The 18,338-nt window shown below is 72.5% G+C and carries 17 protein-coding genes; 6 read left to right on the forward strand and 11 right to left on the reverse strand.

Going from position 1 to position 18,338, the window contains the following annotated elements; genetic code table 11:
• Positions 1–354: 354 nt before the first annotated feature.
• Positions 355–744: a DUF1844 domain-containing protein gene (locus O5O46_RS10225; RefSeq protein ID WP_269854996.1), complete on the forward strand. Its 390-nt coding sequence runs from the start codon at positions 355–357 to the stop codon at positions 742–744.
• A gap of 76 nt (positions 745–820) precedes the next feature.
• On the opposite strand, the gene O5O46_RS10230 is transcribed toward O5O46_RS10225, so the two are convergent.
• The 4 genes from O5O46_RS10230 to O5O46_RS10245 all read right to left on the reverse strand — a co-directional run bounded on the left by O5O46_RS10230 (position 821) and on the right by O5O46_RS10245 (position 4,631).
• The gene (locus tag O5O46_RS10230) at positions 821–1,564 is read right to left on the reverse strand and encodes an MIP/aquaporin family protein (RefSeq protein WP_269854997.1); all 744 of its coding nucleotides are present in this window, start codon (positions 1,562–1,564) and stop codon (positions 821–823) included.
• Positions 1,565–1,703: 139 nt separating this feature from the next.
• Positions 1,704–2,483: an SseB family protein gene (locus O5O46_RS10235; protein WP_269854998.1), complete on the reverse strand. Its 780-nt coding sequence runs from the start codon at positions 2,481–2,483 to the stop codon at positions 1,704–1,706.
• Positions 2,484–2,517: 34 nt separating this feature from the next.
• On the reverse strand, positions 2,518–3,696 hold the full coding sequence (gene mycP, locus O5O46_RS10240; protein ID WP_269854999.1) for a type VII secretion-associated serine protease mycosin: 1,179 nt from the start codon (positions 3,694–3,696) through the stop codon (positions 2,518–2,520).
• Positions 3,693–4,631, reverse strand: coding sequence for a hypothetical protein (locus O5O46_RS10245; RefSeq protein WP_269855000.1), 939 nt, complete (start codon positions 4,629–4,631; stop codon positions 3,693–3,695). Before O5O46_RS10245 ends, mycP begins: the two co-directional genes overlap by 4 nt.
• A gap of 272 nt (positions 4,632–4,903) precedes the next feature.
• Here O5O46_RS10245 and O5O46_RS10250 point away from each other — a divergent pair, with 272 nt between their 5' ends.
• Complete coding sequence (locus O5O46_RS10250; RefSeq protein WP_269855001.1) at positions 4,904–6,106, forward strand: amino acid deaminase/aldolase; 1,203 nt, start codon at positions 4,904–4,906, stop codon at positions 6,104–6,106.
• Positions 6,107–6,228: 122 nt separating this feature from the next.
• Here the strand turns inward: O5O46_RS10250 and O5O46_RS10255 are convergent, their stop codons facing one another.
• The 3 genes from O5O46_RS10255 to O5O46_RS10265 are packed head-to-tail and all read right to left on the reverse strand — an operon-like array spanning position 6,229 to position 9,778.
• Positions 6,229–7,029, reverse strand: a complete 801-nt coding sequence (locus O5O46_RS10255) for a 3-oxoacyl-ACP reductase (RefSeq protein ID WP_269855002.1) — start codon at positions 7,027–7,029, stop codon at positions 6,229–6,231.
• Positions 7,026–8,402: an aldehyde dehydrogenase family protein gene (locus tag O5O46_RS10260; protein WP_269855003.1), complete on the reverse strand. Its 1,377-nt coding sequence runs from the start codon at positions 8,400–8,402 to the stop codon at positions 7,026–7,028. The genes O5O46_RS10255 and O5O46_RS10260 overlap by 4 nt, the downstream gene beginning before the upstream one ends.
• 8 nt (positions 8,403–8,410) lie before the next feature.
• The gene (locus O5O46_RS10265; protein ID WP_269855004.1) at positions 8,411–9,778 is read right to left on the reverse strand and encodes a glutamine synthetase family protein; all 1,368 of its coding nucleotides are present in this window, start codon (positions 9,776–9,778) and stop codon (positions 8,411–8,413) included.
• Between the two features lie 82 nt (positions 9,779–9,860).
• On the opposite strand from O5O46_RS10265, the gene O5O46_RS10270 reads away from it, so the two are divergent.
• The gene (locus tag O5O46_RS10270; RefSeq protein ID WP_269855005.1) at positions 9,861–10,610 is read left to right on the forward strand and encodes a FadR/GntR family transcriptional regulator; all 750 of its coding nucleotides are present in this window, start codon (positions 9,861–9,863) and stop codon (positions 10,608–10,610) included.
• A 49-nt stretch (positions 10,611–10,659) separates the two neighbouring features.
• Positions 10,660–11,364, forward strand: coding sequence for a gamma-glutamyl-gamma-aminobutyrate hydrolase family protein (locus O5O46_RS10275; protein ID WP_269855006.1), 705 nt, complete (start codon positions 10,660–10,662; stop codon positions 11,362–11,364).
• Between the two features lie 51 nt (positions 11,365–11,415).
• Here the strand turns inward: O5O46_RS10275 and O5O46_RS10280 are convergent, their stop codons facing one another.
• Positions 11,416–12,342 (reverse strand): LysR family transcriptional regulator, encoded by a 927-nt coding sequence (locus O5O46_RS10280; RefSeq protein WP_269855007.1) that lies wholly within the window; start codon positions 12,340–12,342, stop codon positions 11,416–11,418.
• 70 nt (positions 12,343–12,412) lie between these two features.
• Between O5O46_RS10280 and O5O46_RS10285 the strand changes: the two genes are divergently transcribed.
• Positions 12,413–13,534, forward strand: coding sequence for a TDT family transporter (locus O5O46_RS10285; RefSeq protein ID WP_269855008.1), 1,122 nt, complete (start codon positions 12,413–12,415; stop codon positions 13,532–13,534).
• Here O5O46_RS10285 and O5O46_RS10290 read toward each other — a convergent pair.
• The 3 genes from O5O46_RS10290 to O5O46_RS10300 form a co-directional block, all read right to left on the reverse strand.
• Positions 13,500–14,219: a helical backbone metal receptor gene (locus O5O46_RS10290; RefSeq protein ID WP_269855009.1), complete on the reverse strand. Its 720-nt coding sequence runs from the start codon at positions 14,217–14,219 to the stop codon at positions 13,500–13,502. The genes O5O46_RS10285 and O5O46_RS10290 overlap by 35 nt on opposite strands.
• Positions 14,220–14,288: 69 nt before the next feature.
• Complete coding sequence (locus tag O5O46_RS10295) at positions 14,289–16,109, reverse strand: ABC transporter permease/substrate binding protein (protein WP_269855010.1); 1,821 nt, start codon at positions 16,107–16,109, stop codon at positions 14,289–14,291.
• The gene (locus O5O46_RS10300) at positions 16,102–17,178 is read right to left on the reverse strand and encodes a quaternary amine ABC transporter ATP-binding protein (RefSeq protein ID WP_269855011.1); all 1,077 of its coding nucleotides are present in this window, start codon (positions 17,176–17,178) and stop codon (positions 16,102–16,104) included. The genes O5O46_RS10295 and O5O46_RS10300 overlap by 8 nt, the downstream gene beginning before the upstream one ends.
• A gap of 163 nt (positions 17,179–17,341) precedes the next feature.
• Between O5O46_RS10300 and O5O46_RS10305 the strand changes: the two genes are divergently transcribed.
• Entirely contained in the window at positions 17,342–18,274 is a 933-nt protein-coding gene (locus tag O5O46_RS10305) for a 5'-3' exonuclease (protein WP_269855012.1), read from the forward strand.
• The last annotated feature ends 64 nt before the right edge of the window (positions 18,275–18,338 follow it).

Here is an 18,338-nt window from a genome sequence, read left to right on the forward strand (position 1 = left end):
GCCTCCTCGGTTGCACCACGCGGCGGCCTGGCGGGCAACCGCGCCTTGAGTCTTCTAGTCTCCAGACCCCGTACCCAGGACGCGAAAAACGCCCCGTACGGTACGCAGGCGGGGCTCCTCACAACCGGGAGCACCGCCGCGAAATTCCGCGGGGCGCATCGGGCCATCGCCTCTCACGAGGTGATGACGCCTGACCGGAGACCCGCCGACCCGGAGGTCGGTCAGGTGGGAGTTGGAGTTCCACTTGCGGGCTGAACATCCGGGTAAACCTGGGTGCCCAGCCGGTCGATCTCCAAGCATACCAGCCTCTGGGCGCGGACAGTAATCAACGGAACGGGGCCTATCGTGTCCGTCATGAGCGACACCACCTCCCCCACCGCCACCGCCTTGTCCGACTCCGCCGCCGGTGGCCCCGATTTCGACACCATGACCCGTGACATCGCGGACGTTCCCGCGGTCGAGGTGATCACCACGGTGGCGGTCCACCTCATGAGCGCCGCGGCGGTCAACCTGGGCCTGGCCGAGGAGGGCGCGGATCACAAGGACCTCGACGAGGCCCGCAAGCTGATCACCGCGCTGGCGGGTCTTGTCACCGCCGGAGCCACCGAGATCGGTTCCTACCACGCGGCCCCGCTGCGGGACGGACTGAAGTCGCTGCAGTTGGCGTTCCGCGAGGCCTCCATAGTGCCGGACGAGCCCGGTCAGGGGCCGGGCGAGAAGTTCACCGGCCCGGTGATCGGCTGAGGCACCCCAGCACGGAGCGCGGCCCCGGTACGGCTGTCCCGCGCACGCGCGGCACCCCGAGCGGCCCCGCCCCCGGTCACCGCGTCCGCGCCGCGGCGGCGCTCGCCTCCGGCTCGGCCAGGGACATCGGCGCGGCGGGCGCCGGATGGGTCAGCCGCTGCGCCAACGCCGCGAGCGCGCCGCCGACCAGTGGGGCGGCGAGGAACAGCCACAGTTGCGTCAGCGCCGCCCCGCCCGCGAACAGCGCGGGCCCCAGGCTGCGCGCCGGATTCATCGAGGCGCCGGTGAGCGGGCCGCCGACCAGTTGCGCCACGGCGAAGGCCATCCCGACCGGCAGCCCGGCGGAGCCCGCCAGGGTGGCCCTGCCCCGGCTCACCGCGAGCACCACGAAGACCAGCAGGAAGGTCAGCGCCACCTCGGCGAGGAACGCCCCGAGGACGCTGATGCCGACGGCCGACCGGCCGCCGTAGCCGTTGCTGCCGAACGTCTCCTTGACCTTCAGCCCAGGCACCTGACTGGCCACCACGAACAGCAGCGCGGCCCCCGCGATCCCGCCCGCGAACTGGGCGGCCCAGTACCGTACGGCGGTCCGCGGCTCCAGCCGTCCCGCGCACAACATGCCCAGCGTCACCGCCGGATTGACGTGGCAGCCGGAGACCGCGCCGAACGAGGACACCAGCGCCAGCAGCACCAGGCCGAAGGCCAGCGCGGTGCCGAGGGTGCCGATGTACTCGCCCGCCAGGACCGCGGCCCCCACGGCACAGAAGACCAACAGCAGGGTGCCCAGGAACTCGCAGGTGAGGGCGGCCCGGTTCGCCATGGCGCTCTCCTCGCGTCGATTGCCATGTCCCATTCGTTGCCCTGTCGCACTTGGGACACGGGACATTCTCGACCAACCGACCACTCGCCGACATCTCGACCCTCCGGTGCGGCCTTGACTACCGGTGGGAATGTTCCGTTCAGCGAACGAACAGCGGCTCACCGGGCAACCTGGCGTCCGGCGGCAGCAGCGCCAGGTCCAGGCCGCGCACCAGCCGGGCGCGCAGCGTCTCGTCGCCCGCGAGCGCCGTGGCCACCCGCTGGGCGACCGCCGCCACCTCGGCACCGTCCCCGAGCACCAGCCCGAGCGTGCCGTCCGTCTCCCGGCTCGGCACCAGATGGGCACGCACCACGTCGGGCTGCGCGGTCAACACGTCACGCACCGCCTCGGCGACCGCAGGGTCGGTGAGCGGGTCCAGCCGGTCCCGGCCGGAGGCGAGGGCGTGCAGCGCGGGGCCCGACAGCGCGTACGGCACGGGTCCGGCCATGTCGATCAGCAGGGTGTCGGCCTGCTCGTGGGCGAGCGCGCGCAGCGCCTGCTGCAGCGGTACGGCGACCGGCCGGGCGTCGGCCCGCCAGCGGGCCAGGCTCTCGACCGAGGTGAACGCGGGTAGCGCCCGGCGGCCGTCCGGGGCCTGGATGGTGGGCACCGCCATGTCGCTGGTCTTCTCCCGGCGCAGCCCGTCCGCCCGTCGCCCTCCCTCGGCGGAGGCGCCTGGCGCCGCGGCGGCCACCACGGTCTCCACCTCCCCGAGCAGCGCGACGACCGGCACCAGCAGCCGGGCGCCGACCAGCGCGGCGAGCACATCGGGCTCGGCGGCGCGGTCCTCGGCGTACGCGGCGAGGGCCGCGGTCAGCCGGGGGTCGGCGGTGCCGTCGTCGTCGGAGAAGCCGGGGTCCGGAATGTTCTTGAGAGCCACCCGATGAGGGTATCGGCGCCCGCGCCCGGCCCGGTCAGCGCCTTGCCCGCCATCTGAACACCCCGGCCGCCACCAGCAGCACGACCCCGGCGATCGCGCTCACCGTGGCGAGTCCGATCCCGGAACCGCCACCTGACCGCGCGGAGGCGCGGACCGGGGCCGGCCCGGAACCGAAGTACCGCTTGGCGTAGGCCGCCGGGGTGGGCGCCTCGGGGCTGGGGGTGAGCTTCGCGGCGGCGTCCAGCGCGGCCACCGGGTCCACCACGCCCGCGCCCACCTGGTCGTTGCGGCCGCCCGGCGGCGCGTCCTGGGCGGTGTCCTCCAGCAGCCGCTTTATCTGGGCGGGGCTCAGCCGCGGACAGGCGGAGCGGATGAGCGCGGCGACGCCGGAGACGTACGCGGAGGCGGCGCTGGTGCCCCAGCCCTCGTAGTAGCGGCGGTCCGGGTCGGCGATGACCACGTCCACGCCGGGCGCGCCGACGGTGGCGTACCAGCGGCTGGTGGAGAAGGCGGCGCGGTTGCCGTACCGGTCCACCGCCGCCACCGCGATCACCCCGGGGTAGGCGGCGGGGTAGGAGGCGGGGTCGCCCTGCTGGCCGCTGTTGCCCGCGGAGGCGACCACCACGATCCCCTTGGCCAGCGCGTACTGGACGGCGGCGTCCTCGGCCGGGTCGGGGTGCGCGGTCTTGCTGTCGTCGCCCAGGGAGAGGTTGATGACGTTCGCGCCGTGGTCGGCGGCCCAGCGGATGCCCTGGGCGAGTGCGCCGCCGCGAGTGGCGCGGGCCTGTTTGCGCTGTGGGTCGGTGTCTTCGAGGATCACCCGCACCGGAAGGATCTTCGCCTCAGGGGCGATGCCCATCACACCGCTGCTGTCGCCGGGGCCGTGGCCGTGCCCGGCGATGATGCCCGCCATCGCGGTGCCGTGCCGGGCCCAGGTGGAGGAGCCGCGTCTGGCGCCGAAGCCCACCAGGTCGGTGCCGGGCAGTACCTGCCCGGTGAGGTCGGGGTGGCTGCCGTCGACTCCGGTGTCGAGGACCGCGACGGTCACGCCCCTGCCCTTGGTGGTCCGCCAGGCGGTCTGCGCGTGGAGGGTGTCGAGTGCCCACTGCTGCTGGCGGATCGAGTCGGCGTACGCGGTGGACGCACCCGGCGCGAGGAGGGCGGTCAGTACGGCGAGCAGCAGGGCGAGGCAGCGGTGGCGTGCCGCCGTCATGAGGCGCTTCCCTTGCGATGGACGGCCTGTTCCACGTCGGTGCGTATGTGGTGTTCGATGGCGGAGGCCAGTCCCTTGGCGTCGTATCCGAGTCCGGCCTGCGCGGCGGCCGTGGTGGCGCCCGGCTTGGTGGCCGCCGCGGCGGGCTGCGGGTCGGTGACGGTGCGGCCGTCGGCGAAGCCGCTCACCGCGTAGCCGATGACCGGCAGGGTGTCGGAGATGTCGACGGTCCAACTGCCGCGCTGGGCAAGGCCGAAGCCCGCCGCGAGGGTGCCGGGGAAGGCCACCGGGCGCGGCATGGCGTCGGTGCGGTCGCCCAGGTGGCGTGCGGTCCAGGTGCCGCGCAGCGCGGCCATGCTGGCCGGGTCGGCGCGGGTGATCAGCACTCCGACGGTGGTGACGTTGCTGGACGTGGCGTCGGTGTAGGTGGCGCGCAGCAGCCGCAGGCAGCCGACCGGGGCGAGTGCGGTGGCCAGCGGCGGATCGAACGCGCCGTCACAGCCGCTGTCCGGCGCGACCCCGATCCGGGTCCAGGTCCGGTCGGCGCCCCCGGGTCCGGCGCCGCGGCCGTGCACCGTCGGCGGGAAGAGGGTGTCGACGGGCACGCTGTGCCACAGGCTCCGGGCGTCGGCGTACGTCAGCGCGGTGTCCTCCCGGGTGGTCTGCGCCGCGGCCGTGTCACCGCCCACGAAGTGCCCGACCGCCGCGCCGCCCAGCAGTCCGGCGCCCAGCACCAGGCAGATCCCGGCCGCCACCGTGCCGCGCGTCGAGCGCCCGGCCGCGTACGGGGACGGGCCCGGGCGGGCGGCGGGCGGCGGCGGATAGCCGGGCGGGGGCGGGAACGCGGGCATCCCGAGCGTGGGCGGGCGCACCGGCGCGGGCGGCACCGCGAGCGTCGAGGTCGGACCGGTGGGCACGGAACCGATTTCGGCCATGGGGCCAACTCCTGCGGCGGAAAGAGGCTGTTGCGGCGGAGCCGGGGGGCGCGGTGGTGGAGCGACGCGGCGTGGTACCCCGCTGTCGACTCCGGTTCCCACCCGGTGCCCCCTCCGTGAGCTGTGTCCGTTCCGGTTCGTCCCGCCGATAACGGGGCCTGGCCCCGAGGTGACACAGTACGGGTTGTGCCTGTGTTCGCGCCCCCTGGTCCGGATCATGTCCGCTGGTCGAGGGTCTTGTCGGGCGCTCGAACACGGTGCAAGCTGCCCGCATGTCTGATCGTGCCGCTGACCGCGCCCGTTACGACCGGGCGACCGCGCACCTTGACGCACCGCTCGCGGTGGTGGATCTCGCCGCGTTCGACGCCAACGCAGATGACCTGGTGCGACGGGCGGGTGGCAAGCCGGTCCGGGTGGCCAGCAAGTCGGTGCGCTGCCGGGCGCTGCTGGAACGGGTGCTGGAGCGGGACGGGTTCGCCGGGGTGATGGCGTTCACGCTGGCCGAGGCGGTGTGGTTGGCCCGTGCCGGGATCGAGGACGTGCTGCTGGCCTACCCGTCGGTGGACCGTACCGGTTTCGCGGAGTTGACGTCCGATCCGAAGCTGGCCGGGGCGGTGTCGGTGATGGTCGACGACGTGGCGCAGCTCGATCTGATCGACACGGCGCGCGCGGGCGGCGGCCAGGAGGTGCGGGTCTGCCTGGAGTTGGACACCAGCCTGCGGCTGCTCGGCGGCCGGATACGGTTCGGCGCACGTCGCTCACCCCTGAACGATCCCGCCCAACTGGCCGAACTGGCAAGGGCGGTGCAGCGCAGGCCCGGGTTCCGGGTGGTTGGCCTGATGGCGTACGAGGGGCATGTCGCGGGGGTCGGTGACGCGGTTCCGGGCGCCGCGCTGCGGTCCCGCGCGGTACGGCTGATGCAGGCCGCTGCCCGCAGGGAGCTGGCGGCGCGCCGGGCGGAGGCGGTGCGCGCGGTACGGGCGGTGGTGCCGGGGCTGGAGTTCGTCAACGGCGGCGGCACCGGCAGCGTGCAGCACACGGCCGCGGAGCGCGCCGTCACCGAAGTGGCCGCCGGTTCCGGGCTGTTCGTCCCGCGGCTGTTCGACAACTACACCTCGTTCCGGGGGCGTCCCGCGGCCCTGTTCGCCCAGCCGGTGGTACGGCGCCCCGGGGTCGGGGTGGTGACGGTGCTGGGCGGCGGATATCCGGCGTCCGGCGCCGCGGGCAGGGACCGGTCACCGGTGCCGTATCTGCCGGAGGGGTTGCGGTACGACCCGCAGGAGGGCGCCGGTGAGGTACAGACACCGCTCCTGGGGTCGGCCGCGGACGACCTGCTGATCGGTGACAAGGTGTGGTTCCGGCACGCCAAGGCGGGCGAACTCTGCGAGCGCTTCTCCGAGTTGCACCTGGTTTCCGGCGAGGAAGTGGTTGCCGTCGTCCCCACGTACCGCGGCGAGGGCCGCACGTTCCTGTAGGGATTTCTTGGGGTGTCGGGGGCTCGCCCCCGACGTTTCGTCCCGCCGCGACGGCGGGCGACCCCCGACGCGAGGACCGGCGGTGCCGAACCAACCGCAATCCAGCCCCCGCGTCCACCGCCCTACAGCGGCGTGACGTACGCGCCCGCGATGCCACCGTCCACCAGGAACTCCGAACCCGTGATGAACGACGAGTCGTCGCTGGCCAGGAAGGCCACCGCGGCGGCGATCTCGTCGGCCTCGGCGAAGCGGCCGAGCGGAATGTGCACCAGGCGCCGGGCGGCGCGCTCCGGGTCCTTGGCGAACAGCTCCCGCAGCAGCGGGGTGTTGACCGGCCCCGGGCACAGCGCGTTGACCCGGATGCCCTCCCGGGCGAACTGCACGCCCAGTTCACGGGACATCGCCAGCACTCCGCCCTTGGAGGCGGTGTACGAGATCTGGGAGGTCGCGGCACCCATCACGGCGACGAAGCTCGCGGTGTTGATGATGGAGCCCCTGCCCTGGCGCTGCATGTAGGGCAGTGCCGCCTTGCAGCACAGGTAGACGGAGGTGAGGTTGACCTCCTGGACCCGGCGCCAGGCGTCGATCCCGGTGGTCAGGATGGAGTCGTCGTCGGGCGGCGAGATACCGGCGTTGTTGAACGCGATGTCAACGGAGCCGTAGATGTCGTAGGCGGTGCGGAACAGTTCCTCCACCTGCTCGGCGTCGGTCACGTCGACCTTGACGTAGGAGCCGCCGGTCTGGGCGGCGGCGCTCTCCCCCGCCGCCTGGTCGATGTCGGCGCACACCACGTTGGCGCCCTCGGAGGCGAGACGACGGGCGGTCGCCAGGCCGATGCCGCTGCCGGCACCGGTGACGACGGCGGTACGGCCGGGCAGGCGGCGGCAGATGACTTCGTCGGTCTGTGCGGTCACTGGTGTCATTCCTCCGTGCTGATGAAGACGTTCTTGGTCTCGGTGAAGGCGGCCAGCGCGCCGGGGCCGAGTTCGCGGCCGAGTCCGGACTCGCCGAAGCCGCCGAAGGGTGTCCAGTAGCGCACCGCGCTGTGGGAGTTGACGGAGAGGTTGCCCGCGGCGACCGCCCGCGAGACCCGCACCGCGCGGCCCACGTCCCGGGTCCACAGCGATCCGGCGAGCCCGTAGCGGGTGGCGTTGGCCAGCCGTACCGCGTCGGCCTCGTCCTCGAACGGCAGCACAACGGCGACCGGCCCGAAGATCTCCTCGGTGACTGCGGGGGCGTCCTCCGGCAGCCCGGCGAGTACCGTCGCCGGGTACCAGAAGCCCTTGCCGGTGGGTGCGCTGCCGCGGATCGCGGCGGGGGCGTCCTCGGCGACGTAGGACCTGACCCGCTCCCGCTGGGCGGCGGAGATCAGCGGCCCCATCTGGGTGGCCGGATCGGCCGGGTCGCCGATGGTGACCGCCTTGATGTGGGGTTCGAGGAGTTCCAGGAAGCGGTCGTGGACGCTGCGTTGCACCAGGATGCGGCTGCGGGCGCAGCAGTCCTGGCCGGTGTTGTCCAGGAAGGCCATCGGGGCGGCCTGCGCGGCCCTTTCGAGGTCCGCGTCGGCGAAGACGATGTTGGGGCTCTTGCCGCCGAGTTCGAGGGTGACCCGCTTCACCTGGTCCGCGCACTGCGCCATGATCCGCTTGCCGACCGCGGTGGAGCCGGTGAAGACGATCTTGGCGACCGCGGGGTGCTCCACCAGGGCGGCGCCGGTGACCGGGCCCGCGCCCGGCAGCACCTGGAACAGGCCCTCCGGAAGGCCGGATTCCAGGGCGAGTTCGGCGAGCCGCAGCGCGGTCAGCGGTGTGGTCTCGGCCGGTTTGAGCAGTACCGCGTTACCGGCCGCGAGGGCCGGTGCGGTGGCCCAACCGGCGATCGGCATCGGGAAGTTCCAGGGGGCGATGACCCCGATCACACCGAGCGGTTCGTGGAAGGTGACGTCCAGCCCACCCGGCACCGGGATCTGCGCGCCGAGGAGGCGTTCGGCTCCCCCGGCCGCGTACTCCAGCAGGTCGCGTACGTTGCCCGCCTCCCAGCGGGCGTTGCCGATCGGGTGTCCGGCCTCGCGGACCTCCAACCGGGCGAGTTCCTCGGTGTGTTGGTCCACGGTGGCGGCGAAGCGGCGCAGCAGGCGGGCCCGGTCGGCGGCGCTGGTGGCGGCCCAGTCGGCCTGCGCGCGGGCCGCGCGGCGGACGGCGGCGTCCACTTCCCGCGGTGTGGTGGCGGGGACGGTGGCGATGGGTTCTTCCGTCGCCGGGTTGAGCACCTGGTGCTCGGTGGGGTGGTCGGGCACGGGGCTCCTCACATGCGTTCGAAGGAGCGGTAGCGCTCCCAGTCGGTGACGGCGGTGTCGAAGGCGTCCTGCTCGACGCGGGCCATGTTGGCGTAGTGCTCGACCACTTCGTCGCCGAAGGCGCCGCGGGCCAGCGCGCTGGCCTGCCAGAGTCCCGCCGCCTCGCGCAGGGTGGCCGGGACGTGGCCGTCGTCACCGCGGTAGGCGTTGCCGGTGCAGGCGGGCGGCAGCTCCAGTTCGTTGTCGACGCCGTGCAGCCCGGCGGCGATCATTGCGGCGACCGCCAGGTACGGGTTGACGTCTCCGCCGGGCACGCGGTTCTCGAAGCGCAGCGAATGGCCGTGGCCGATGACCCGCAGTGCGCAGGTGCGGTTGTCCGGCCCCCAGGCGACGGCTGTGGGGGCGAAGGAACCGGGCCGGTAGCGCTTGTACGAGTTGACGTTGGGCGCGTAGAGCAGGGTCAGTTCGCGTAGCGCGGCGAGTTGTCCGGCGAGGAAGTGCCGCATGGTCTTCGCCATGCCCAACTCGCCGCCCGGGTCGGCGAACACCGGCTGGCCGAACTCGTCGCGCAGCGAGAGGTGGATGTGGCAGGAGTTGCCCTCGCGCTCGTCGTACTTGGCCATGAAGGTCAGCGCGCGCCCCTCCTGCGCGGCGATCTCCTTGGCGCCGGTCTTGTAGATGACGTGCTGGTCGCAGGTGGTCAGGGCCTCGTCGTAGCGGAAGGCGATCTCGTGCTGGCCGAGGTTGCACTCGCCCTTCGCCGACTCCACGGTCATCCCGGCGGCGCCCATCTCGTTGCGGATGCGGCGCAGCAGCGGTTCCACCCGGCCGGTGCCAAGCACGGAGTAGTCGACGTTGTACTGGTTGGCGGGCTGCATCTGCCGGTAGCCGCGGCTCCAGGCGTCCTCGTAGGTGTCGTTGAACACCATGAACTCCAACTCGGTGCCCACGTAAGCGGACCAGCCGCGTTCGGCGAGGCGGTCGAGCTGGCGGCGCAGGATCTGCCGGGGCGAGGCGGTGACGGGCGCGCCGTCGTGCCAGGCGAGGTCGGCGATCAGCAGCGCGGTGCCCTCGTTCCAGGGGGTGCGGCGTAGCGTGGCCGTGTCGGCGTGCATGGCGAAGTCGCCGTAGCCGCGTTCCCACGAGGACATCGCGTAACCGTCCACCGTGTTCATGTCCGCGTCCACGGCGAGCAGGTAGTTGCAGCCCTCGGTGCCGTGCTCCAGCACCTCGTCCAGGAAGAAGGGTGCCGCGAAGCGCTTGCCCTGGAGCCGCCCCTGCATGTCGGTGAAGGCGAGGACGACGGTGTCGATGGTGCCGGTGTCGATCAGCCGCCGCAGCTCGGCAACGGTGAGTGGCGGTGTGCGGTCTGCCACGAGGTGGGCCTCCTGTCAGTGGACCGGAGCCCTAAGGTATGCATAGGAACCATTGGTTGGGAAGGGCTTTCGGGGAGGACGGATGAGCGGGTCCGCGCAGAGCGGCCAGGCACGGGAGGACGACCGGTTGTCACCCGTGCTGCGTCCGGTGCGGGCGGGCAGCGGCTTCGAGGAGGCGCTGGAGCAGATACTCCAGGTGCTGCGGCTCGGCCTGGTGCCGTACGGCGAACGGCTGCCGTCGGAACGGGAGTTGGCGGACCGGCTACGGATCAGCCGGGTGACCTTGCGCGAGGTACTCAAGGTGCTTCAGGAGCAGGGCCTGGTGGAGAGCAGGCGCGGCCGGTACGGCGGAACGTTTGTGCGCTACCGCGCGGGGGACCTGGCCCCCACGCCGTCCGGCGGCACGTCCCAGGTCACCGACATCGACGTGGATGACGCACTGCGGTTCCGCGAGGTGCTTGAGGTGGGCGCGGCCGAGCTGTGCGCGGCACGGGAGTTGGACGGGGAGCAGCGGGAGCGGTTGCGGGCCTGCCTGGCCGCGACGAAGGACGCGCCGCTGGGTGACTACCGCAGGCTGGACACCCGGCTGCATCTGACGCTGGCCGAGCTGTCGGGTTCGCCGTCGCTGGCCGCCGCCTACGCCGGGACCCGGGCGCGGGTCAACGACCTGCTGGACCGGATCCCGCTGCTGGTACGCAACCTTGAGCACTCGCAGACCCAGCACGCGGCGCTGCTGGACGCGATCCTGGAGGGGGACGTCGACGGGGCGCGCGAGGTGATGCGCGAGCACTGCGCGGGCACGGCGGCACTGCTGCGCGGCTTCCTCACCTGACCCGCCAAAGGTACGATCCCGATCCATTGGAGGCGACGGGAGGACAGCGGTGGGAAGGCCACTGATCGGCATCAGCACGTACTGGGAGTCCTCGGCACGCTACCGGGTGTGGCAGCAGCCGGCGGCACTGCTGCCCGCCGGCTATCCGCGCATCGTGCAGGCGGCCGGGGCACTGGCGGTGATGCTGCCGCCGGACGACCCGGGAGCGGCGAAGGAGGCCGTGGAGCGGTTGGACGGTGTGGTGATCGCGGGCGGCGAGGACGTCGACCCACGCCGGTACGGCGCCGAGCCGCATCCGCGGACCGGTCCACCCGCGGTGGAGCGCGACGCATGGGAACTCGCCCTGATCGAGGCCGCGTTGGCCTCCGGCACCCCGCTGCTCGGCATCTGCCGCGGCATGCAACTGCTCAACGTCGCACTGGGCGGCACCCTGGTGCAGCACCTGCCGGACGAGGTGGGCCACACCGAACACGCCGAGAGGGAGGGCGTGTTCGGCAGCCACCGGATCGTCCCGGTCCCCGGAACCTGCCTGGCCACCGCCGTACCGGAGCCGGTGGACGTCCCCACGTACCACCATCAGGCGGTGGGCCGTCTGGGCAACGGCCTGATCCCCAGTGCGCACGCCGTCTGCGACGGAACGGTCGAGGCGGTCGAACTGCCGGGCACCCCCTTCACCCTGGCGGTCCAGTGGCATCCGGAGATGTCCGACGACCCGCGTGTCCTGCGGGCGCTGGTGGCGGCCGCCTTGGGGTGAGGCGGGCTCGGCACCACCGGCCGCCCCCGTCGTGGTGCCGCAACAGCCGCGCTACCCCTGTACCGTCAGCGACAGCAGGTCCCGGGACGGCCCGGAAGGCCGCTGGCCGCAGGGCCATACCGCCCGCAGGGCGCGGGTCAACTGGATGCCGGACACCGGGACTTCCACCATGCGGCGAGCCGTCAGCTCGTCGCTGACGGCGAGTTGGCTGAGGACTGCGGGGCCTGCCCCGCTGATGACCGCGGACTTGACCGCCGTGGTCGAGGACAGTTCGAGCAACGGTGCCGCCAGGCCCCCGTACTGCGCCAGGGCCGAGTCCACCACCTGGCGGGTCCCGGAGCCCTCCTCGCGGAGGATCAGCGGGGTCGCCGCCACCTCCCGCGCCGGAATCGGGGTGCGGCGCCGCGCCCAGGGGTGGCCCGGTGCCACGACCACCACCAGCCGGTCCTTGGCGACCGTCACCGCGTCGAGCCCACCCGGCACGTCGACGCCCTCGACGAAGCCCAGGTCGGCCTCGCCGGCCCGCAGCCGTTCGGCGACCGCCGCCGAGTTCCCGGCCAGCAGCGAGACCGCGGTGCCGGGGCGCTGCCCGTGCAGCGCGATCAGCCAGCCGGGCAGCAGGTACTCGGCGATGGTCATGCTGGCGGCGATGCGCAGCCGGGAGTCCCGGCGGCCCCGCAGCGCCTGCGCGCCCACGTCGAACTCCTCGGCCGCCTCGACCACCCGCCGCGCCCAGTCGGTGACCAGGGACCCGGCCTCGGTGAGCCGGGAGCCGGACGGCGAGCGGGTCACAAGCCCCACACCGAGTTGCCGTTCCATCGCACGGATCCGGCTGCTCGCGGCGGGCTGGGTGATGCCGAGTTCCCGCGCGGCACGGCCGAGGCTGCCCAGCCGGGCGACGGCGAGCAGCAACTCCATCGCGCCCAGATCCGGCACCCGGTGGGCAAGTGGTCGCGGCACGCCCTCACTGCTGCTCATAACCCCAGCTTATGCCCCCATAGACACATACTCCCTGGTGAGCGAGGCGACGACCGGCGAGCGTGGAGCCATGGCCACTCTCACACCCGTACGCCCCACCGCCCCGACCGCCCAGGACCGGCGATCGGCGCCGCTACGCCACATCGGCCCCAACTGGTACGCCACCGTCATGGGCACGGCCATCGTGGCCAACGCCGGTGTGGCGCTGCCCGGTCATCCGTCCTGGCTGCGGGTGCCGTGCCTGGTGGTGTGGGCGCTGTCGGGGGTGCTGCTGGCCGCCGTGCTCACCGCCCGCGTCGGGCATCTGCTGTGCCACCCCGACCAGGCGCGCAGGCATCTGCTGGACCCGGCGGTGGCACCGTTCTACGGGTGTCTTTCGATGGCCCTGCTCGCGGTGGGCGCCGGGACGCTGTCCGTCGGCGCCGAGTGGATCGGGATGCCGGCAGCGGTCGCGGTGGACGCGGGGCTGTGGCTGGCCGGAACGGCGAGCGGGCTGCTCATCGCGGTCGCGATCCCGTATCTGATGGTGGTCAGGCACCGCGTCGCGCCGGACGGCGCGTCGCCGGTGTGGCTGCTGCCGGTGGTGGCGCCGATGGTGTCGGCCGCGACCGGTCCGGCGCTGGTGCCGCATCTGCCGCCAGGCCAGTGGCGGGCGGCGCTGCTGCTCGGCTGCTATGCGATGTTCGGGCTGAGCCTGCTGGCGACGCTGGTGATGCTGCCGGTGGTCTTCGCCCGGCTGGTGCAGCACGGGCCGCTGCCGCTCGCCCTGACGCCCACGCTGTTCCTGGTGCTGGGCCCGCTCGGCCAGTCGACCACCGCGGTGGGCAACGCCGCCGACGCCGCGCCCGCCCTGGGCTCCACGCCGTACGCACATCTGCTGGGCGGCTTCGCCATGCTGTACGGGGTGCCGGTGATGGGGTTCGCGCTGCTGTGGCTGGCGCTGGCCGGGGCGATGGTGGTGCGCGCGGCGCGGCGCGGCATGCCGTTCGCGATGACGTGGTGGGCGTTCACCTTCCCGGTGGGCACCTGCGTCACCGGCGCGGCGAGCCTGGCCCGGCACACCGGCGCGGAGCTCTTCGGCTGGCTGGCGGTCGGGCTGTACGTCCTGCTGGTGGCGGCCTGGGGCACCGCGGCGGTGCGCACGGCGCGCGGCCTGGTCAGCGGCGCGCTGCTCGCAGCGCCTCGCCGATGACCTCGGGCGCCTCCCGCAACGAGGGCCCGTACCAGGTGAGATGGCGTCCGCTGACCAGCGCCGTGGGCAGCCCGGGGAACGCCTCCGGGCCGTCGTCAGCGGTGAAGCGGTACGGCTCGTCGGGCAGCACCACCAACTCGGCCCCGGCCGCGTTCAGTTCGCCGATCGGGACACGCGGATAGCGCTCGGGGTGACCGGCGTACACGTTGCCCACCCCGAGCCGGGCCAGTACGTCGCCCGCGAAGGTGTCCCGGCCGCAGACCATCCAGGGCCGCCGCCAGATCGGCACGACGGCCGCGATCCGCCGGGTGGGCGGCTCCAACCGGCGCCAGGCGTCCTCCGCCTCGGCCAGCCAGCTCGGGCCGGTCAGCCCGCAGCCGTCGACCAGTACCCGGCGCAGTTCTGCGAACGCCTGCTCCAGGGTGCGTACCTCGGTGACCAGGACGCGCAGCCCGGCGGCGCGCAGCGCGGCGAGGTCCGGTGCGCGGTTCTCCTCCTCGTTGGCGATGACCAGGTCGGGCGCGAGCTCGGTGATCCGCTGGGTGTCGGGGTTCTTGGTGCCGCCGATCCGCACCACGTCGAGGTCGTGCGGATGGCTGCACCATTCGGTGGCGCCGACCAGCATCTCCCGTCGGGTGGCGGCCACGGCCTCGGTGAGCGAGGGGACCAGCGAGACGACACGCATGGCCCCAGTCTCCCGGATGGCCCCGAACCGCGCCGCGCGCGGTGTGCTCAATCGCCGGACGGGCTGGTTTCAGTCCGTTCCGGCCTTCGTGCTGCCCACCGGTGCCATCTTGTCGACGAAGCCAGGGTGCTGCTTCAACCAGTCGCGCACGCCCTGCTGTTCGTTGCCCTGTCCCGCGTCCTGGATCGCCGCCTCCAGTCCGGTCAGGTCCTTCTCGTCCATGTGGAAGTTCCGCAGCCAGCCGGCGACCGCCGGGTCCTTCTTCGGGAACTCCTTGGCGGCCAGGGTGTGGATGCGGTCACCGGTGCCGAAGGCGCCCTGTGGGTCCTGGAGCTTGGTGAGCGAGTACTTGCTGTACGCCCAGTGCGGCGACCACAGCACCACGGCGACCGGCTCCTTCTTGGCGTAGGAGCGCTCCAGTTGGGCCAGCATCCCGGCGGTGCTGCCGGTGGTCAGCTGGTACTCCTTGTCCAGGCCGTACGCGGGCAGCACCTTGGTACGCAGCAGGTTCATCTCGCCCGCGCCGGGTTCGATGCCGATGATCCGGCCGCCGAACTCCGACGCCTTGCCGCGCAGGTCGGCGAGCGACTTCACGTTCTTCACATAGCTGGGAACGCTGATCTCCAGCGACGTCGGCCCGTACCAGGAGCCCAGGTCGGCCAGGTCCCTGCCGTACTGCTTCCAGTACTGGGCGTGGGTGGTGGGCAGCCAGGAGTCGGTCTCGAAGTCGACGGCTCCCCTGGCCATACCCGTGTAGAGGGCACCCACGTCGTAGGTCTTGGCGTTGACGGTGTAGCCGCGCTGTTCCAGCGCCTCCTTCCACAGGTACGTGGAGGCGATGCCCTCGTCCCACGGGATGTAGCCGAGGTTGACGGTCCTGCCCTTGCCCACGTTCTTGCCCGCGGCGACCTGGACCCCGCCACCGGATCCGCCGAACACCCCGATCCCCGCCGCGACCAGGGCGAGCACCACCACACCGGCCATGGCGACCGCGGTGTTCGGCCGGTAGCTCCGGATCCGCGCGCCGCGCAGCGCGTCGGCCTTGGCCAGGGCGCGGCGGCCGAGCGGGGAGACCTGGTTGCCCAGGGCGCCGGTCATCCGGTCCAGGTACATGGCGAGGATGACCACGGCGACGCCGCCCTCGAAGCCGAGGCCCACGTTGACCTGGCTGATCGCGGTGAACACCGAGGCGCCCAGACCACCCGCGCCGACCATGCCCGCGATCACCACCATGGACAGCGCCAGCATGATGACCTGGTTGATCCCGGCCATGATGGTGGGCAGCGCCAGCGGCAACTGCACCCGCAGCAGGACGTTGCGCGAGGTGGTGCCGAACGCCTCGGCGGCCTCCACGAGTTCGCCGTCCACCTGCCGGATGCCCAGCTCCGTCATCCGTACGCCCGGCGCCATCGCGAAGACGATGGTGGCGATGACGCCCGGCACCACGCCGAGGCCGAAGAAGAAGATGCCGGGGATCAGGTAGACGAAGGCGGGCATCGTCTGCATGACATCGAGCACCGGCCGCAGCACCGTGCTGACGGTGCTGTTGCGTCCGGCCCAGACGCCCAGCGGCACGGCGAGCACTACGGTGATGACGGTGGCGACCAGTACCAGCGAGAGGGTCTGCATCGCCGGGTCCCACTGCTGTACGGAGTCGATGAGCGCGAAGCCCGCGAAGGCCAGCACACCGGCGGTCAGCCCGCGCAGCCACAGCGCCAGCACCGCGAAGATGCCCGCCAGCAGCAGCGGTTGGGGCGCGGAGAGCACCGCGTTGACGCCGTCGTACATGTGCGAGACGACGGCGGTGACGAAGTCGAAGAGCCAGGCGAGGTGGTCGCGCAGGAAGCTGACCGCACTGTCCACCCAGTGCCCGAGTCGCAGCCTAGGCACCGGTGGCCTCCTTCTCCGTCGGCCGTGCGTCGCACGCCGTTTGCGGTCCGTCGTGGTCGCCGAGCAGGGTCAGTACGCGCTGCCGGGGTACGACGCCCAGCAGTCGGTCCCCGTCGTCGCGGACCGCGACCGGGTGCGGCACCCGGGCGGTGACGGGGAGCAGGTCGGCGAGCGTGGTGTTCGGGGTGACGGTCTCGCAGCCGCAGCCCGCGGCGTCCCGGCGGTGCGGCGCCACCATGGCGGAGGCGGCGGTGAGCACCCGGGAGCGGTCCACGTCCTGGATGAAGGAGGCCACGTAGTCGTTCGCCGGTTCGACCAGGATCTGCTCGGCGGTGCCCAGTTGCACGATCCGGCCGTCGCGCATCACGGCTATGCGGTCGCCGAGCCGCATCGCCTCGTTGAGGTCATGGGTGATGAAGACGATGGTCCTGTGCAGGCTCCGCTGGAGTTCCAGCAGTTGGTCCTGCATGTCGCGGCGGATCAGCGGGTCGAGGGCGCTGAACGACTCGTCCATCAGCAGCAGTTCGGCGTCGGTGGCCAGCGCCCTGGCCAGGCCCACCCGCTGCTGCATGCCGCCGGACAACTCGTCGGGCCAGGAGTTCTCCCAGCCCTTCAGGCCGACCAGGTGCAGTGCCTCGGTGGCCCGCCGCAGCCGCTCCTCGCGCGGTACGCCCTGCACCTCAAGCCCGTAGGCGGCGTTCTCCAGCACGCTGCGGTGCGGGAACAGCGCGAAGTGCTGGAAGACCATGCTGATCTGGTGCGAGCGCACCCGGCGCAGCTCGCGCGGGGCGAGCGCGGTCAGGTCCTGACCGCCGAACAGCACCCGCCCGCAGGTGGGTTCCAGCAGGCCGTTGAGCATCCGCAGCAGGGTGGACTTGCCGGAGCCGGACAGCCCCATGATGACGAAGATCTCGCCCTCCTCGACGGTGAAGGACGCGTCGATCACCGCGGGCGTGCTGCCGCCGTCCCGCAACGCGGCCCGTTCTGCGCCCTGTTGCAGTTCGTGTACCGCGTCGAGTGGCCGTCGCCCGAAGACTTTGTACAGGTGGTCGGCTTGCAGGCTTGGCACTGACACCTCGCGGGTCGAACGGCAAAAAGACCCGCCGTGCGCCGGGTCCACTCCGGCCAGCCGCTGCCCGACATCTCCCGATCCAAACAATTCGTGGCCCAGATCACAGTGCGCGGCGGGTGCGGCGGTCCCCGCCCGCGACCGGTAGGGCATCATCGGTCGGGTGAGTCGACGTCTGATGCTTCTGGACACCGCGAGCCTGTACTTCCGCGCGTACTTCGGCGTTCCCGAATCGGTGAAGGCGCCCGACGGCACGCCGGTGAACGCGGTGCGGGGACTGCTGGACTTCATCGCCCGGCTGGTCGAGGACCACTCCCCCGACGACCTCGTGGCCTGTATGGACGCCGACTGGCGCCCGCAGTGGCGGGTGGACCTGATCCCCTCCTACAAGGCGCACCGGGTCGCCGAGGAGACCCCGGCGGGGCCGGACGTGGAGGAGGTGCCGGACACCCTCTCCCCGCAGGTCCCGGTGATCGAGGCGGTGCTGGACGCGATCGGCCTCGCACGGGTGGGGGTCCCCGAGTACGAGGCGGACGACGTCATCGGCACCTTCACCGCCCAAGCGGCCGGGCCGGTCGACATCGTCACCGGCGACCGCGACCTGTACCAGTTGGTGGACGACGCCCGCGGGGTGCGGGTGCTGTACCCGGTCAAGGGCGTGGGCACCCTGCACATGACCGACGAGGCGGCGCTGCGGGCCAAGTACGGGGTGGACGGACGCGGTTACGCGGACCTCGCGGTGCTGCGCGGCGACCCCAGCGACGGGCTTCCCGGGGTGGCCGGGATCGGCGAGAAGACGGCGGCCAGGCTGCTGGCGGCGTACGGCGATCTGGCCGGGGTACTGGCCGCCGTCGACGATCCGCGCTCCGGGCTCACCCCGTCCCAGCGCAAGCGGCTCATCGAGGGGCGGCCGTACCTCGCCGTGGCACCGAAGGTGGTCCGGGTCGCGGCTGACGTTCCGCTGCCGCCGGTCAGCACGGCGCTGCCGGGCGAGCCGCGTGACCCGGCGGCGCTGGAGGCGCTGGCCGAGCGGTGGGGGCTCGGCGGATCGCTTCAGCGGCTGCTGGCGGCGCTGTCCCTGCGGGCCGCGCGGTAATCGGTACCGGATCAGTACCACATTGGTTAGGCTTCCCTAAGTCATTCGATGATCAGGGAGTCCT

Origin of the sequence: Streptomyces sp. RPT161, assembly GCF_027533845.1 — a bacterium.
GTDB classification, from domain to species: Bacteria; Actinomycetota; Actinomycetes; order Streptomycetales; family Streptomycetaceae; genus Streptantibioticus_A; species Streptantibioticus_A silvisoli_A.

Coding starts and splice junctions, on each gene's coding strand:
- O5O46_RS10225 (WP_269854996.1), top strand. CDS start 355: ATGAGCGACACCACCTCCCCCACCGCCACCGCCTTGTCCGACTCCGCC.
- O5O46_RS10230 (WP_269854997.1), bottom strand. CDS start 1,564: ATGGCGAACCGGGCCGCCCTCACCTGCGAGTTCCTGGGCACCCTGCTG.
- mycP (WP_269854999.1), bottom strand. CDS start 3,696: ATGACGGCGGCACGCCACCGCTGCCTCGCCCTGCTGCTCGCCGTACTG.
- O5O46_RS10245 (WP_269855000.1), bottom strand. CDS start 4,631: ATGGCCGAAATCGGTTCCGTGCCCACCGGTCCGACCTCGACGCTCGCG.
- O5O46_RS10250 (WP_269855001.1), top strand. CDS start 4,904: ATGTCTGATCGTGCCGCTGACCGCGCCCGTTACGACCGGGCGACCGCG.
- O5O46_RS10255 (WP_269855002.1), bottom strand. CDS start 7,029: ATGACACCAGTGACCGCACAGACCGACGAAGTCATCTGCCGCCGCCTG.
- O5O46_RS10270 (WP_269855005.1), top strand. CDS start 9,861: ATGAGCGGGTCCGCGCAGAGCGGCCAGGCACGGGAGGACGACCGGTTG.
- O5O46_RS10280 (WP_269855007.1), bottom strand. CDS start 12,342: ATGAGCAGCAGTGAGGGCGTGCCGCGACCACTTGCCCACCGGGTGCCG.
- O5O46_RS10285 (WP_269855008.1), top strand. CDS start 12,413: ATGGCCACTCTCACACCCGTACGCCCCACCGCCCCGACCGCCCAGGAC.
- O5O46_RS10290 (WP_269855009.1), bottom strand. CDS start 14,219: ATGCGTGTCGTCTCGCTGGTCCCCTCGCTCACCGAGGCCGTGGCCGCC.